Here is a 15,232-nt window from a genome sequence, read left to right on the forward strand (position 1 = left end):
CATCACAGGGCTTGGTCGCCCCATAAAAGTTTGATTTATTATAACACAGTTTTTCGCCCATTTCAATCATCTTCTGTGCTTTTTCTTTGGAGCCCCCCGCCCCAGCAATCCAGCCAGCCCGCCGCCGCATAAACAGGCGCACAGAACCCCCACCCCGCCATGCTCGATGCTGGCTGTGTCAAAGGCCAGAAAACCAGCCGTCAGCAGCAGCAGGAACAGGATGCCCCCTACCGCGAGGCCAACCAGCAGGGTTCTCACGCCGATGCGCCGCACCGCCACCATGCCGCCCACCAGGGCTCCAGCCACACAGGAGGCCAATACAGCGCCCTCCATCCAGCGCTCCCGCAGCACACCGGCCGACACCATCACCGCACACAGAAGCAGGGTCAAAATGGACACCAATCCTGCGGCCACACCGCCCTTGAGCAGCTCGCACATGGCATTGACCCACTGATTTTCCGACTCAGGACGCCGCTTCTCCCGCCTTTTCATGACAATACCCTCCCCGATGGTTTCTACAGAAACCTATGCGGGAAGGGTATTGGTCATGCTATCTTTTTGTGTCTTATTTCTTGCCAGCTTCCTGGCCATTCTTGCTGGAAACGGCCCACTTGGTCAGCTCAATCCGGACCCGGTCGGCACCGGTCTCAATCACAATGGTGCTGTCCTTCACGGCGCACACAGTGCCGGTAATGCCGCCAATGCTGGTAATCTCATCCCCAACAGTCAGAGAATTTCTCAGGTTCTCTGCTTCCTTCTTCCGCTTGTTCTCCGGACGAATCATGAAGAAGTAGAGCAAGCCAAACATGAGGACGAGCAGAATAATACTTTCCAAAATTGTTCCCTCCAACGTAATCTATCAGCCGTTGCACGACGTAATGTTTATTATAGCGGGTTCTCTTTGCCTTGACAAGTGTTTTTCAAAATTTCCCTATGCCTGATTCCCATTATGTCTCGTTTCCCCGGGCCGGACGGTCCAGAATCGGAGCATATTTTCTGCGAAACTCCTCAAACGTACCCTCATCCAGGGCTGCACGGATCCGCACCATCAGTTCATTGTAGAAATGAAGGTTATGCAGCACCGCCAGACGCATGGCCAGCATCTCCCCCGCCACAAACAGGTGGCGCAGATAGGCCCGGGAGAAGGAGGCACAGGCAGGGCAGGTGCAGCCCGGGTCAATGGGCCGCTGATCCAGCTTATACTTTTCATTTTTGATATTGATGGTCCCGGACCAGGTGTACAACTTGCCGTGTCGGGCATTGCGCGCCGGCATCACGCAGTCAAAAAAGTCCACGCCCCGGGCTACGCCCTCGATAATATTGCTGGGTGTACCCACCCCCATCAGATATCTGGGCTTGTCCTTGGGCATGTAGGGCTCCACCACATCAATGATGTCATACATCACCTGGGTGGGCTCCCCCACCGCCAGTCCGCCGATGGCGTATCCATCACAGTCCAGCTTGGCAATTTCCTGCATGTGCCAAATCCGCACCTCAGGATAGGTACCGCCCTGGTTGATGCCAAAGAGCATCTGCCCAGGATTGACACAGTCGGGCTGCTCCATCAGGCGGCGGTGCTCCGTCACACAGCGCTCCAGCCAGCGGACCGTGCGCTCACAGGACTGCTGCACATAGGGCAGCGGAGCCGGGTTCTCAATGCACTCGTCAAAGGCCATAGCTACATCGCTGCCCAAATTGGCCTGGATACGCATGGACTCCTCCGGTCCCATAAAAATCCGCCGTCCATCAATGTGTGAGGCGAAGGTGACGCCTTCCTCCTTGATCTTCCGCAGGCCGGACAAGGAAAAGACCTGAAACCCACCGCTGTCGGTGAGAATAGGGCCGTCCCAGTCCATAAAGCGGTGCAGCCCGCCCAGTTCCCGCACCGTCTCATCTCCGGGCCGGAGGTGCAGGTGGTAGGTGTTAGACAGTTCAATCTGACAGCCAATCTCCTTCAGGTCGTGGGCAGACACCGCCCCCTTAATGACTCCCTGGGTCCCTACATTCATAAAGACCGGAGTCTGTGCCGTTCCATGAGGGCAGGTAAAAACGCCTCTTCTTGCTTTTCCCTCTTGCTTGATCACTTCAAACACAGGCAGATTCCTCTTCTTTCTTTGTTCTTCTGTTCATTTAAAAACGTGTATTCTTAATCAAAAGCCTCCCAGCTCCCGGATCACCGCCGAGGCCAATACCAGCCCCGCCGCGGCGGGCACAAAGGATACAGAGCCCGGAGTGGAGCGTCGACCGGGCTCGCCCGGCCTCGTCCCCTCTCCCGCCGGTGCCTCTGCCGGAATCTCTCCCAGAAGGGGCATAGGTTCCTCCGTGGAGTATACCACCTTCAAATGGTTGATCCCACGGCGGCGCAGTTCCTTGCGCATCACGCGCGCCAAAGGACATCCCTGGGTTTTACTGATATCCGTCACCACAAAGGCGGTTGGATCAATCTTGTTTCCGGAGCCCATGGCACTGATCAACTTCACCTGCAAGTCCGTACACCGCTGGGCCAAGTCCAGCTTGGCCGCCACCGTGTCGATGGCATCCACCACATAATCATACTGGGTCAGATCCACGGTTCCGCCATTTTCCGGAAGATAGAACATCCGAATGGCTTGCACCTCACATTGGGGGTTAATATCCCGAACTCTCTGGGCCATCACTTCTGCTTTGGGCTGTCCCAAGGTGGAATGAAGCGCGGCAATCTGACGGTTCAGGTTGCTTTCCGATACGGTGTCATCGTCATATAGGTGTAAAGTGCCAACGCCTGCGCGTGCAAGCGCCTCAACGCAAAATCCGCCTACACCCCCCACACCGAACACCGCCACTTTGGCTCTGGCCAGTCGTTCTAGGGGCTCGTCCCCAACCAGAAGTCTGGTCCGTGAAAATTGGTCCATTCCTCGCTCCTTCTCTTACAAATAATTCCAATTCCTTATTGTAAAGTGTTTTTACTTTTCATCAAAATTCCAGGTGCAGCCGCATGCCTCTCTCTGGTATCCGTCACATAGAATTCTATATTCCTGGAAATGCTAACCGGCAAGCAAAACAGAAAGGATACTATCATGAGCTTAATTGCCTGCACAGACCCCTGTGTCTACCAAAAGGATGGCTACTGCTCCCTCTCCCGTGCCGCCTCCGCAGGCTGCCCGGGTAAGAGCGGCTGCGTCCATTTCGTACCTGCCCAGCATTCCCCCGCCTCAAAGCAGAGCAGCCAGAGCCTCCCGAATGTTGGCCACGCGGATTAACTCCAACCCCTCAGGTGCCGCCAGCTTGCCCTGGATCCGTTTGGGGATGAGACATTTGGTAAAGCCCAGGCGCTGCACTTCAGCCAGGCGCTGTCCCAGCGCGTTGACGGTACGCAGTTCCCCGGTGAGGCCCACCTCACCGATGGCGGCCAGGTCATGGGGCACCGGCTTGTCCCGAAAGCTGGAGGCCAGAGCCAGAACCGCCGCCAAGTCGGCAGCCGGCTCGTCCAGATAGAGTCCTCCGATGACATTGAGGTAGGCGTCGCAGTTCCCCACCAAGAGCCCCCCTCGCTTTTCCAGCACAGCCAGCAGCAGCATGGAGCGGCTGTAATCAAAGCCGTTGCTCACTCGTCTGGGGTTGCCCAGACTGCTGGGGACCACCAGGGCCTGAATTTCCGCCAGGACCGGTCGTACCCCCTCCATGACGCAGGTGACACAGGTACCCGGGGCGTCCTGCGGCCGCCCAGCCAAAAGGGCCTCCGAGGGGTTTGGCACCTCAGCCAGCCCCTCGTCCGCCATCTCAAACACACCAATTTCATTGGTGGCACCAAACCGGTTTTTGGCCGCCCGAAGAATCCGGTAGGCCATGTGCCGTTCTCCCTCGAAGTACAGCACACAGTCCACCATGTGCTCCAGCACCTTAGGGCCAGCAATGGAGCCCTCCTTATTCACGTGTCCAATGACGAAGACAGTCACGCCCTCCCCTTTGGCCAGCTGCATCAGGGCCATAGTGCACTCCTTCACCTGGCTGATGCTCCCCGGCGGAGAGGTACTGTCGGGATGATACAGCGTCTGGATAGAGTCCACAATCAGTACATCCGGCTGCTGCTCGTGTACCGCGTCCACCAGGTTCTCCAGGTTGGTCTCCGCCAGAAGATAAAGCCCCTGGCCGCTCACCTTCAGCCGCTCGGCACGCAACTTGATCTGTCGTTCCGACTCCTCGCCGGATACATATAAGACCTTGGCAAACCGGCACAGATTGTCACAGATCTGGAGCATCAAAGTGGATTTTCCGATGCCGGGAGCACCGCCCACCAGCACCAGGGAACCCTTGACCGCGCCGCCGCCCAACACCAGGTCCAGCTCCCCCATACCGGTGGAAAAGCGCAGTTCATCCGTCGTCTCAATTTCCTTCATGGCCTTGGGGCGATTGACCGCCACCCCAAGGGCAGAGCCCCGCCCCGCCGGAGAGGCGCTTTTCTTCACGCTCCTCTCCTGAGGCTGCTCCACAATGGTATTCCAGGCTCCGCACGCCGGGCATTTTCCCTGCCATTTGGGCAGTTCGTTGCCGCACTGCGTACAATAAAACAACGTTTTCGCCTTCATGTTTCCTTCCTCATTGGCAAAAAAGATTGCTGTTATTGTACCAGAGTCCGACGGAAAAGTAAATATCCGCCGTCACGCCTCATAGTTTAGCCATGCAGCCACCAGGACTGCGGCCAGTTTCTTCTGGTAACTGCTGTCCAGCAGCTTTGCCTCCTCCTCTGGATTGGTGAGAAAGCCACACTCCACCAGAACAGCAGGACAGGAGATATGATTCATCAAATAGACACTGTCCGGAATTTGTTTCTCCTTCCGCGTGTTGTCCGGCTGAATAGTCATTTGTATGGCGTTCTGAATGCTGGCCGCCAGCTGCCGTGAGCCCTCTTCCAGGCCATAAAAGGCTTGGGCCCCGTGGTACCGCCCGTCAGAAAAGGTATTCTGGTGGATGCTAAGCAGCACAGCCCGATCCACCGCCTCAATAGCCTTCACCCGATTTTTTAAATCGGACACCTTTTTTTCCCGCAGTGTCACCGCATCGTCATCGTGAAGGGACACATCCTCATCCCGCAGAAGGACCGGCGCAATCCCATATAGGCCAAACAGGTCATCCATCTCTTGCACAATCGCCAAATTGATCTGACTCTCCGGAACTCCGGACAGAGAGACGGCTCCTCCATCCTCTCCGCCATGCCCCGCATCCAGAACCAGCGTCTCCGCCCGACCGACGATTACCGGCTCCACCGCCGGTGTGCTCTGACTGGCGTACCATCTCAGGGTTTGGGCCATTAAAACCACCAATAACACAAACATTGCCAACAATCCAATCCCACGACGCACCTTCCACACCTCCCCCCCATTCTATGGGAGCGGACGGGCCGGCTATGCCCGGAAAAGTTTTTTCTGGATCGCGCTCCACCTTTCCAACTGGATTCTTTCTCTTTTTCTGCTCCAATTCCATTTTTACCACTTTTCCAGCCTCTCCCCTCCGGGTCCCCGCCATGCTCCGTCACATAGTATGGCGTGTGGGACGCTTCGTCCCAAATTTCCGTCAAGGAGGGAATCCCCTTTGAATCAAGAAAACGGCAACAGCTGTCCTCTGCCAAGCTGCCCGGATCACTATGGAACCATGCCGTCCTGCGCGGGACTTTCGGTTCCTTACGTTCCCTTTCAGCAGAATGCACCTAAAAAGTACGATCAGGGCGAAGCACTGAGCAATGGCACCCTGTTTCCCGGTCTGAACCTGCCCTTCCACCTGAAAGCGGAAAGCAGTTCAGTCCCGTCCACGCCTCTTTCCGAGCTCCAGGCCCTGGAATTTGTGGTTCTGGAGCTGGGCATGTATCTGGACACTCACCCCGATGATACCGAAGCCTTCACCCTGTTCAAGCAGTATGCTGCGATGGAAAAGGCCGCCAAGGCTGCCTACGAGAGCAAATTTGGCCCCTTGACCAAGCCCGCAGCCGCCACCGCTGAACGGTACAACTGGCTCCAGGAGCCCTGGCCCTGGAACTATGAGCAGAACGAGGTGAAGTAAATGTTCTTCTATGAAAAAAAGCTGCAGTTCCCGGTTAAAATCGCCACTCCCAATCCCAAACTGGCCGCCTTTATCATCAGCCAGTACGGTGGGCCGGACGGTGAGGTGGGTGCCGCCATGCGTTATCTGTCCCAGCGGTACGCTATGCCCTATGCGGAAGCAAAGGGCGTGCTCACCGATATCGGCACCGAAGAGCTGGGCCACATGGAGATGGTGGCTGCCATCGTCCATCAGCTGACCCGGAACCTGAAGGCCAACGAGATTGAAGGCTCACCCTTTGCCGCGTACTTTGTGGACCACACCACCGGCATCTACCCCACCGCTGCCTCCGGCTTCCCCTGGAGCGCCGGCTCCATGCAGTCCACCGGCGACGTCATTGCCGACCTCACCGAGGATCTGGCTGCGGAACAGAAGGCGCGCCTCACCTACGATAATATTCTCCGGCTGTCCGATGACCCGGATGTCAATAACGCCATTCGTTTCCTACGAGAGCGGGAAATTGTCCATTTCCAGCGCTTTGGCGAATGCCTGCGCCTGTGCAAGGAAAAAATGGATTCGAAGAATGTGTATTTTACCAACCCCGCCTTTGACAAAGCCAGCTCCGCCCGTCCCAAAGCCCAGGGCTGAACGGTTTCATCTGCAAAATAGGGTGCGCCTCTTCGGAGGTGCACCCTGTTTTTATTCTCCCGATTCCCCACCTATCTCTCCCGCAGGCTGTACTCCCTCCTGAAACAGCTCTGACAGGTCATCTTCCTCATTTGACGCCGAACGTTCTCCAGCGTTCTGTGGCCGCGCGCCTAAAATATGAATGAATCGGATTTCCTGATACACATAGGTACTCAAGGCACGATAGTCCGCATCCTGACTGTGGGCCGCCACCAGAATGTTGTCCAAAGACGGAGGGTTCCCCACTTCTATAATGACCGGCGTGTGTCCAAACACCTCATCATAAAACCGGAACTGAGCAAAATCTCCCGGCATCAGCATTCTAAGGTTTGCCCGGATTCCAAAGGGGCCCGGACTCTTCTCCCTCCGCGTCAGAAAGTTATAAAAGTAAGGCACCCCGGTCCAGGCCGGTGCCCGGTCGTTGGCGCTGAGATAGTACCAGCCAAAGGTGGGCTCATAGTTCATGATGCCCGTCCCGGCATACAGGCATTGGGAGGCAAAGTTGGTACAGTCTCCACCCAGCTCGTCAAAGTTATAAAACTGCGGATTTCTCCCGTAGGCCCAACGATGGGCATAACGTACCGCTGCCACCCGGTCGTAGGGAACAATCTCCGGCATTGCCATCACTCCTTTCCCCTCCCATTCTATTCTTCGGGTAAAAAAATATCCCGTCCCTGTCCGAATCGGACAGGAGCGGGATATTTACGTATGTTTTGGAAGAGATTATTTGACCAGCTGACTCATGTCGTAGAGACCGGGCTCTGTTACGCCAGCCATGAACTTGGCCGCCTCGATGGCGCCTTGGGCAAAGATCTCCCGGGACAGGGCGGTGTGCTTGATCTCCATCACCTCATCGTGTCCGGCGAAAATGATCTCATGCTCGCCCACGATGGTTCCGCCCCGGACAGCAGAAATGCCGATTTCCTTCTTATCCCGAGGCTGACGGACCTCATGTCGGGAGTAGACATACTCTGTCTCATGTCCGCAGCTGGAAGCGGCGGCATCCGCAATCATCAGCGCCGTTCCGCTGGGAGCGTCCACCTTGCGGCGGTGGTGCCGCTCTACGATTTCAATATCGTAGCTGTCCCCCAGAACGGAGGCAGCCTTCTTCACCAGCTCCAGCAGGACATTGATGCCCAGGGACATGTTGGCCGAACGGAAAACAGGCACCTCACAGGCCGCCGCGCCGATCTGGGCCACCTGCTCCGGAGTATAACCGGTGGTGGCCAGCACCAGGGCGGTCTTGGTAGCCTTGGCAAAGTCCAGAAGGCCGTCCAGAGCAGCGGGCGAAGAAAAATCAATCACCGCATCCGCCTCACCGGTAAACTGAGCCGGCGAAGTGAACACCGGAAACTCCCGATCATTGCTGCCCAGCACATCGAAGCCGGCTACCACCTCTACCTTGGGGTCGGCGGCGCACAGATCGGCCACCACCCGGCCCATATGGCCGTTGCAGCCGGAAATGATTATCTTCAGCATACGGCTCCCCCTTACTTCAGCAGGCCCATACGCTCCATGGAAGCACGCAGAGTGGCCAGATTCTTCTCGGACATCTCGCACAGGGGCAGACGCAGAGGACCGGCCTCCATGCCCATCAGATTCATAGCGGTCTTGACGGGGATGGGGTTCACTTCGCAGAAGAGGGCGTCAATGAGGTCCATATACTGAATCTGCAGCGCAGAGGCCTCCTGGAAGTTACCCTCCAGACACAGATGACTCATCTTCACCATCACCTCAGGGGCAATGTTGGACACCACGGAGATGACACCCTTGGCGCCCAGGCTCATCATAGGCACTACCTGGTCGTCGTTGCCCGACCAGATGTAAAAGTCATCGGGGCACAGATAACGGGTGTGGGCCAGAAGAGAGAAGTTGCCGCTGGCCTCCTTGACACCGTTGATCTTGGGGTTCTCAGAGAGCACCTTATAGGTCTCGGCGGTAAAGGAGACACCGGTGCGGCCGGGCACATTGTAGAGAATGATGGGCAGATCCACCCGGTCGGCAATGTACTCATAGTGCTTGATAAGGCCCTTCTGGCTGGCCTTATTATAATAAGGAGTCACATGGAGCAGCGCGTCGGCTCCGGAGTCCTGGGCATGCTGGGACAGATAAACGGCAGCAGAGGTGTCGTTGGAGCCCGCGCCGGCAATAACCTTGACCCGGTGGTCCACCCGCTTGACGCAGAATTCCACCGCCGCAATGTGTTCCCGGATGGACATGGTAGCGGACTCGCCAGTGGTGCCGCAGACACACACAGCATCCACACCCGCCGCGATCTGGGCATCAATCAATCTTCCGAAGGCATCAAAATTGATGTTTCCGTTCTGATCAAAGGGGGTAGCCAGCGCCGGACAGGCACCGGTAAAGACCGGAGTTCTCATACATTCACAACCCTTTCCTCAATGAAACTGAATTACTTGTGGTCAATGTAGCCCTCGGCGCACAGCAGCTCGGCCAGCAGAACAGCACCGCCGGCGGCACCACGCAGAGTGTTGTGGCTCAGGCCCACAAACTTATAGTCATACTGGGTATCCTCACGCAGGCGGCCCAGAGAGATGGCCATGCCGCCCTCCAGCTCCCGGTCCAGCTTGGCCTGGGGACGGTCGGGCTCCTCAAAGTAGTGCAGGAACTGCTTGGGCGCAGAAGGAAGGTTCAGCTCCTGGGCGCGGCCGCTGAAGCTGGCCCAATCGGCCTTGATCTGCTCGATAGAGGGCTTCTCACCCTTGAAGGAAACAAACACAGCGGCAGTGTGGCCGTCGGACACGGGCACGCGCAGACACTGGGCGGTGATGGCAGGGCCCTCGGCCTTGACGATCTTGCCGCCTTCCACCTTGCCCCAAACCTTCAGGGGCTCCTGCTCGCTCTTCTCTTCCTCGCCGCCAATGTAGGGGATGAGGTTATCCACCATCTCGGGCCAGCGCTCAAAGGTCTTGCCCGCGCCGGAAATGGCTTGGTAAGTGCACACCAGCACCTTGTCAATGCCGTACTTCAGCAGGGGGTGCAGGGCGGGAGCATAGGACTGGATGGAACAGTTGGACTTGACCGCGATAAAGCCCCGCTTGGTGCCCAGGCGCTGACGCTGGGAGGCAATAACCTCCAGGTGCTGAGCATTCAGCTCCGGCACCACCATAGGCACATCGTCGGTCCAGCGGTGGGCGGAGTTATTGGAGACCACAGGGCACTCGGCCTTGGCATACTGCTCCTCAAGAGCCCGGATCTCCTCCTTCTTCATATCCACCGCGCAGAAGACAAAGTCCACCAGGCCGGCAATCTTCTCCACATCAGCCTGGGCGTTCATGACTACAAGGTTCTTAGCCTCCTCAGGAATGGGAGTCTTCATGGCCCAGCGGCCGGACACAGCCTCTTCATAGGTCTTTCCCGCAGAGCGGGGGCTGGCCGCAATGACAGTCAGCTGGAACCAGGGGTGGTTCTCCATCAGGGTGACAAACCGCTGGCCCACCATGCCCGTTCCGCCGATAATTCCTACCTTATACTTTTCCATCTTAATTACCTCCGCATCAACTTTATAATATGCTATGATTTGGCTGGAAATAAGTTATTTCCGCTTCTTCGTCCTGCAAAAGAGAAAAAATAAATCAGCGGCTTTTCAAGCGGCTGATTTTGTACTATAATGTCGACTGTGATACTTCTTCGCAGACAGTCGGCAAAATATTCACAAAAGCAGACAGCGCTCCATCAGCTCGTCCTGATGACAGTCGTAAGGCTCTTAACCAGACGACCAGGGCTTCTCCCTCCGGAAAAAGAAACCCTTCGGCGGCGTTCCCTTTCGGTGTGGCTTCAGCGGGAACCGGATCCCTTACCACGCTTACTAATGTAGCCGCGCCTCTATCTTGCAGAATTTGTGTTTATCCTACCATGTTTGTAAGTGAGTGTCAATAGCACGCATCATGAGAAACGGAGAAATGGAGCCCACTATGACCAAAAGATTTATGCAACTTGCCGCCATCCTGCTTGCACTGATTTTATGCATCCCAGCCAGCTGGGCGGCCACCGTCAATAACGACGGAAAGATCATGCTCCGCATTGGACTCGCCTCCTCTTCCAGTTACAGCAAGGTAGGTGAGCTGATTGGCGCCAATTTGTGGAACAATACCGGCTACGGCGCCGGATACCGCTTTGGGTACTTTGATAAGAATCTGAACTTTGTGGAGCTGGCCCGCACCGACGCCAGCATAGAACAGGTCAGTATCATCAAAACACAGAACACCTGGTTTGACTCCAGCGGAAGCCGCAGCTCCTACTCCAATTCCGACAACGGGAGCAGCGTGGTGGTGGGCTGCTTCCACATTCAGCTGCCCGGCAGCTATTCCAGCTATCAGGAGGCCGCTGCGGTGGCCAAGGAGAAAAATGGCTTTGTGGCCTGGATCAACGGCACCTATCAGGTGCGCGTGGGTGCCTACACCACTAAAGAGGAAGCAGAAAGTGCCCTGGCATCTCTGGGCTCCGGAGAGGTCAAGGGAACCAGTTCTTACGGCGTCAACGTGGTCATCACCGGCACCAACAAGATCCTGTTCCAGTTTGACGGCGGGGCCTCCCAGTGTCTCGGTATTATGCCCGACGTGACCGGCGCCTCCGATGTGCGCACCTGGTTCTGGGACATCAAATATCGGGGCGGCTTTACTTATCAGCGCATTGACGGCGGCAACATTACCGTAGCCAACATCATTGATTTGGAAAATTATGTAAAAGGTGTTGCCCCCTATGAAATGGGCCGGACCTGGCCCCTGGAAGCACTGAAGACCCAGGCCACCTGTGCCCGTACCTATGCACTGCGCCGGCTGAACAGTCATAACAGCCTGGGGTTTGATCTGTGCAACACCGACCACTGCCAGGTTTATTACGGCGTAGGCAGCCAAAGCACAACCTGGGGTCCCTCCCCTGTCAGCGATCAGGCCGTGGAGGAGACCGCCGGCCAGGTAGTGTGGTACAAAAATTCTCTGGCTGAAACCGTCTATTCCTCCAGCTTCGGCGGCGCCAGTGAGAACGCCAAATACATCTGGGGCACCGACACAGAAAAATCCTATCCTTATCTGTGCGGCGTGGTGGACCCCTATGAAGAAAAGGCGGACAGCATCAATTCCCGTTCCAATTGGACGGTCTCCTATACCGCCGCAGAGCTGGAAGACCGGCTTCACAGCAAATACTACGGCACCGGCCACTCCATCGATCACCTGGAGCTTCTCTACTCGGAGCTGGGCAATGTCATCAAGCTCACCGTACACTGGGACAACAACCAGACCAGCGAGTTCAAGCCCTCCAACATCCGCAGCGTATTTGGCGTGAATTCCATCCGCTTCACCATCAACGGTAAGACGGTCTCCCCCGGCTCGGGCAGCACCTCGGGCACAGGCGGCAGCTATGCGGTCAACGGCTCTGGTTCCCTTTCCTCCCTGGACGGACTCTATGCCATCTCCGGAGCCGGATCCACCTCGGGTTTGGGTGATGATCTCTATGTCATCTCCGGCGGCAGCACCACCTCCGTTCTGGAGCCCGGAAATGGTTCCGGCGGCTCCAACCAGGGCGGCGGTACCGTCACAGTATCCGGGAACTCTTACGTCTTTAACGGCGGAGGCTGGGGCCACCAGGTTGGCATGAGCCAGTTTGGCGCCTATGCCATGTCCCAGTTGGGCTTCACCTACGACGAAATCTGTGAATTCTACTATCCGGGTACCACTGTGGGCCCCTATCAAAAATAAGTTAGGACGGCGTGATTCTTGAAAACCTCTGATTTTAACTTCTATCTTCCCGAGGAGCTGATTGCTCAGACTCCGCTGGAGCGCCGGGATGCTTCCCGGCTTCTCACTCTGGATAAACAGTCCGGTCAGACCGGCCACTACCACTTCTATGACCTGCCCAAATTTCTCCGTCCGGGAGACTGTCTGGTGTTGAATAACTCCCGCGTCCTCCCCGCTCGCCTCATCGGCCACCGCCCCACCGGCGGTGTCTGCGAGGTTCTGCTGCTCACTGACAAGGGCGACAACCAGTGGGAGTGCCTGGTTCGCCCCGGGCGCAAGCTTCGTCCGGGCGCCCAAGTCATCTTCGGCGACGGACAGCTGACCGCCACCATTGAGGAGGAACTGGACGACGGAAAGCGGCTGGTGCGTTTTTATTACCAGGGCATCTTTTTGGAAATCCTGGAGGCACTGGGCAAAATGCCCCTTCCTCCCTATATCAAGGCGGAGCTGCAGGACAACGAGCGGTATCAGACCGTCTATTCCAAGGTGATGGGCTCGGCTGCCGCCCCCACCGCCGGTCTCCACTTTACCCCCGAGCTTTTGGAACAGGTACAGGCCATGGGTGTAAAGGTCTGCTACGTTACTCTTCATGTGGGGCTTGGTACCTTCCGTCCGGTGAAGGCGGAGGATATTCAGGACCACGAGATGCACTCAGAATTCTGTATGATCTCCCAGGAGACCGCAGACATCATCAACGAGACCAAGGCCTCCGGTGGACGGGTCATCTGTGTGGGCACCACCTCCTGCCGCACCATCGAGAGCTTCGCCGCTGAGGACGGTACCATGACGGAACGCTCCGGCTGGACCAATATCTTCATTTACCCCGGCTATCGCTTCAAGGTACTGGACGCCCTGATTACCAATTTCCACCTCCCCCAGTCCACGCTCATCATGCTGGTGTCCGCCCTGGCTGGGCGGGAGCACGTTCTGGCCGCTTATGAAGAGGCCGTTCGGGAGCGCTACCGCTTCTTCTCCTTCGGTGACGCCATGTTTATCTCCTGAGCCATCATATGAACGATAAAATCCCGCCGCGGTACTGAAATCAGCGCCGCGGCGGGATTTTTCTCATTTTTAAGGAATTATTTTCGGGACTCCCGGTACTCCTGGGCGTGGGTCAACAGTTCAGCGGCGCTGCGGCGCAGTGCTTCACTTACCTGCGCCCCGCCAATCAGCCGGGACAGTTCCTCCTCCCGGCCTTCCTGGCTGAGCCGTTCCACTCTTGTGTAGGTGCGGCCATCCCGTTCCCCCTTCTCCACCGAGAAGTGGGCATCCGCCATGGCAGCAATCTGGGGCAGATGAGTGACGCACAGCACCTGCTTGTGCCGAGCCACATCCGCCATCTTTTCCGCCACTTTCTGAGCCGCCCGGCCAGACACACCGGTGTCAACCTCATCAAAGACCAGGCTGCCGATGCCGTCGTCCTCCGCCAGCACATTCTTCAAAGCCAGCATAATCCGGGCCAACTCGCCGCCGGAGGCCACCTTCTGAATGGGCTTGAGAGCCTCGCCTACATTGGCCGACATGAGAAACTGCACCTTATCCATGCCGGAGGCATCCATCCCGTCCTCCCCCTCGCTGGGCAAAAACTCCGTCTCAAAGCGCACCTTGGGCATGTCCAGCTGGCGCAATTCCTCCTGCACCCGCTTCTGCAGCTTTCCCGCCGCCTTCTTCCGGGCGGCCGTCAGCGCCTCGCCCTTCTCCCGAGCGTTGGCAAGCTCCTTCTCCAGTTCAGCAGTGAGCCGGACAATGGTATCGTCCGCATCCTGAATCTGCTCCAACTCCTGGCGGCTGCGCTCCAGATAGTCCAGCATCTCCGCCACCGTAGAGCCATATTTCTTCTTCAGACGATAAATCAGATCCAACCGTCCCTCAATCTGGTCCAGCTCACCGGGAGAAAAGTCCAGCTCCCGGCTCATGTCCCGCAGACACTCCGCCGCGTCATCTGCCGCACAGCAAAGGGCGGACAGCTTCTCCCCCAGTTCCGCCAGCGGATCCGTCAGTCGGGACACCCGTCCAATGGCACCCTCCGCCTGGGCGATGAGATCGCAGGCCCCCTGGCTGTCCTCGCTGCCGGTAAGGGCGTACTCCGCCTCCTGTACCGCATCCATCAGCTTGCCGGCACTGCGCAGCAGCTTACGCCGCTCATCCAGTTCCTCGTCCTCTCCCGCCTTCAAATCCGCCCGTTCCAACTCGCCAATCTGATAGGTCAGGGTGTCCACCCGGCGGGAGCGCTCTGCCTCATCCATCTCCAGAGCGGCAATCTGCTTTTTCCGAGCCTGCACAGTCTCATAGGCCTTGCGATAAATCTCCAGCAGCTTCCCCGTGCGACCGAAGCTGTCCAGATAGCTCAGGTGGCAGGCTGGGTCCAGCAGCTGCTGTCCATCATGCTGGCCGTGGATGTCCAACAGCTGCCGCCCCAGCTCCCGAAGCTGGGCTACGGTCAGCGGACGCCCGTCCAGGCGGCACACGTTTCGACCATCCCCGGAAATCTCCCGCTGAAGCAGCAGCTCCTCGCCCTGAGGAAAGCCCGCCTCCTCCAGCCAGCGAAGCTTGGGCAGTCCGGTAAACACCGCCGTCACCAGAGCAGACTTGGCCCCGGTGCGGATGAGCTCCCGGCTGGTGCGCTGGCCTAATACCGCGCTGATGGCGTCGATCACAATGGACTTGCCCGCGCCCGTTTCACCGGTGAGCACATTGAAACCGGGCTCAAAGGCGATGTCTGCCGACTCAATGATGGCAATATTCTCAATGTGGAGCAGTGAGAGCATAGCCCCCTC

General features: G+C 57.4%; 15 protein-coding genes and 1 riboswitch. Of the genes, 4 read left to right on the forward strand and 11 right to left on the reverse strand.

The window, feature by feature from the left end; all coding sequences use genetic code 11:
* Nucleotides 1-66: 66 nt before the first annotated feature.
* The 6 genes from DWX58_RS08785 to DWX58_RS08810 all read right to left on the reverse strand — a co-directional run bounded on the left by DWX58_RS08785 (nt 67) and on the right by DWX58_RS08810 (nt 5,288).
* The gene (locus DWX58_RS08785; RefSeq protein ID WP_243093375.1) at nt 67-492 is read right to left on the reverse strand and encodes a TIGR04086 family membrane protein; all 426 of its coding nucleotides are present in this window, start codon (nt 490-492) and stop codon (nt 67-69) included.
* A gap of 73 nt (nt 493-565) precedes the next feature.
* A complete protein-coding gene (yajC, locus tag DWX58_RS08790; protein ID WP_243093376.1) occupies nt 566-835 on the reverse strand; it encodes a preprotein translocase subunit YajC in 270 nt (89 codons plus the stop codon).
* Nucleotides 836-947: 112 nt separating this feature from the next.
* A complete protein-coding gene (gene tgt, locus DWX58_RS08795) occupies nt 948-2,093 on the reverse strand; it encodes a tRNA guanosine(34) transglycosylase Tgt (RefSeq protein ID WP_118642985.1) in 1,146 nt (381 codons plus the stop codon).
* A gap of 57 nt (nt 2,094-2,150) precedes the next feature.
* A complete protein-coding gene (locus DWX58_RS08800; protein WP_118642987.1) occupies nt 2,151-2,891 on the reverse strand; it encodes a tRNA threonylcarbamoyladenosine dehydratase in 741 nt (246 codons plus the stop codon).
* Between the two features lie 300 nt (nt 2,892-3,191).
* The gene (radA, locus tag DWX58_RS08805; RefSeq protein ID WP_118642989.1) at nt 3,192-4,565 is read right to left on the reverse strand and encodes a DNA repair protein RadA; all 1,374 of its coding nucleotides are present in this window, start codon (nt 4,563-4,565) and stop codon (nt 3,192-3,194) included.
* A 72-nt stretch (nt 4,566-4,637) separates the two neighbouring features.
* Entirely contained in the window at nt 4,638-5,288 is a 651-nt protein-coding gene (locus DWX58_RS08810; protein WP_243093377.1) for an N-acetylmuramoyl-L-alanine amidase, read from the reverse strand.
* 280 nt (nt 5,289-5,568) lie between these two features.
* On the opposite strand from DWX58_RS08810, the gene DWX58_RS08815 reads away from it, so the two are divergent.
* Both DWX58_RS08815 and DWX58_RS08820 read left to right on the forward strand, forming a co-directional pair.
* A complete protein-coding gene (locus DWX58_RS08815; RefSeq protein WP_243093378.1) occupies nt 5,569-6,033 on the forward strand; it encodes a spore coat protein CotJB in 465 nt (154 codons plus the stop codon).
* Nucleotides 6,034-6,660 carry a manganese catalase family protein gene (locus DWX58_RS08820; RefSeq protein WP_118642993.1) on the forward strand — a complete coding sequence of 209 codons (627 nt, stop codon included), beginning with the start codon at nt 6,034-6,036 and terminating at the stop codon, nt 6,658-6,660. It begins immediately after the preceding gene.
* A 51-nt stretch (nt 6,661-6,711) separates the two neighbouring features.
* On the opposite strand, the gene DWX58_RS08825 is transcribed toward DWX58_RS08820, so the two are convergent.
* The 4 genes from DWX58_RS08825 to asd form a co-directional block, all read right to left on the reverse strand.
* On the reverse strand, nt 6,712-7,317 hold the full coding sequence (locus DWX58_RS08825) for an amidase domain-containing protein (RefSeq protein ID WP_118642995.1): 606 nt from the start codon (nt 7,315-7,317) through the stop codon (nt 6,712-6,714).
* Nucleotides 7,318-7,422: 105 nt separating this feature from the next.
* A complete protein-coding gene (gene dapB / locus DWX58_RS08830; protein ID WP_118642997.1) occupies nt 7,423-8,178 on the reverse strand; it encodes a 4-hydroxy-tetrahydrodipicolinate reductase in 756 nt (251 codons plus the stop codon).
* An 11-nt stretch (nt 8,179-8,189) separates the two neighbouring features.
* Complete coding sequence (gene dapA / locus DWX58_RS08835) at nt 8,190-9,080, reverse strand: 4-hydroxy-tetrahydrodipicolinate synthase (RefSeq protein ID WP_118642999.1); 891 nt, start codon at nt 9,078-9,080, stop codon at nt 8,190-8,192.
* Between the two features lie 32 nt (nt 9,081-9,112).
* Nucleotides 9,113-10,201: an aspartate-semialdehyde dehydrogenase gene (gene asd / locus DWX58_RS08840; RefSeq protein ID WP_118643001.1), complete on the reverse strand. Its 1,089-nt coding sequence runs from the start codon at nt 10,199-10,201 to the stop codon at nt 9,113-9,115.
* A 176-nt stretch (nt 10,202-10,377) separates the two neighbouring features.
* Nucleotides 10,378-10,556: riboswitch (Lysine riboswitch) on the reverse strand.
* 78 nt (nt 10,557-10,634) lie between these two features.
* Between asd and DWX58_RS08845 the strand changes: the two genes are divergently transcribed.
* Both DWX58_RS08845 and queA read left to right on the forward strand, forming a co-directional pair.
* On the forward strand, nt 10,635-12,416 hold the full coding sequence (locus DWX58_RS08845) for a SpoIID/LytB domain-containing protein (RefSeq protein WP_118643232.1): 1,782 nt from the start codon (nt 10,635-10,637) through the stop codon (nt 12,414-12,416).
* An 18-nt stretch (nt 12,417-12,434) separates the two neighbouring features.
* Nucleotides 12,435-13,457 (forward strand): tRNA preQ1(34) S-adenosylmethionine ribosyltransferase-isomerase QueA, encoded by a 1,023-nt coding sequence (gene queA, locus DWX58_RS08850; protein WP_118643003.1) that lies wholly within the window; start codon nt 12,435-12,437, stop codon nt 13,455-13,457.
* A gap of 77 nt (nt 13,458-13,534) precedes the next feature.
* Here the strand turns inward: queA and recN are convergent, their stop codons facing one another.
* Nucleotides 13,535-15,223 carry a DNA repair protein RecN gene (gene recN / locus DWX58_RS08855; protein WP_118643005.1) on the reverse strand — a complete coding sequence of 563 codons (1,689 nt, stop codon included), beginning with the start codon at nt 15,221-15,223 and terminating at the stop codon, nt 13,535-13,537.
* Nucleotides 15,224-15,232 lie beyond the last annotated feature (9 nt).

Source organism: Pseudoflavonifractor sp. AF19-9AC, from assembly GCF_003478995.1.
Taxonomy (GTDB): Bacteria; Bacillota; Clostridia; order Oscillospirales; family Oscillospiraceae; genus Lawsonibacter.

What these genes read in the sequence shown, in the direction of transcription:
- DWX58_RS08785 (WP_243093375.1), bottom strand. Translation starts at nt 492, where the DNA reads ATGAAAAGGCGGGAGAAGCGGCGTCCTGAGTCGGAAAATCAGTGGGTC.
- DWX58_RS08800 (WP_118642987.1), bottom strand. Translation starts at nt 2,891, where the DNA reads ATGGACCAATTTTCACGGACCAGACTTCTGGTTGGGGACGAGCCCCTA.
- radA (WP_118642989.1), bottom strand. Translation starts at nt 4,565, where the DNA reads ATGAAGGCGAAAACGTTGTTTTATTGTACGCAGTGCGGCAACGAACTG.
- DWX58_RS08810 (WP_243093377.1), bottom strand. Translation starts at nt 5,288, where the DNA reads ATGGCCCAAACCCTGAGATGGTACGCCAGTCAGAGCACACCGGCGGTG.
- DWX58_RS08820 (WP_118642993.1), top strand. Translation starts at nt 6,034, where the DNA reads ATGTTCTTCTATGAAAAAAAGCTGCAGTTCCCGGTTAAAATCGCCACT.
- DWX58_RS08825 (WP_118642995.1), bottom strand. Translation starts at nt 7,317, where the DNA reads ATGCCGGAGATTGTTCCCTACGACCGGGTGGCAGCGGTACGTTATGCC.
- dapB (WP_118642997.1), bottom strand. Translation starts at nt 8,178, where the DNA reads ATGCTGAAGATAATCATTTCCGGCTGCAACGGCCATATGGGCCGGGTG.
- dapA (WP_118642999.1), bottom strand. Translation starts at nt 9,080, where the DNA reads ATGAGAACTCCGGTCTTTACCGGTGCCTGTCCGGCGCTGGCTACCCCC.
- asd (WP_118643001.1), bottom strand. Translation starts at nt 10,201, where the DNA reads ATGGAAAAGTATAAGGTAGGAATTATCGGCGGAACGGGCATGGTGGGC.
- DWX58_RS08845 (WP_118643232.1), top strand. Translation starts at nt 10,635, where the DNA reads ATGACCAAAAGATTTATGCAACTTGCCGCCATCCTGCTTGCACTGATT.
- recN (WP_118643005.1), bottom strand. Translation starts at nt 15,223, where the DNA reads ATGCTCTCACTGCTCCACATTGAGAATATTGCCATCATTGAGTCGGCA.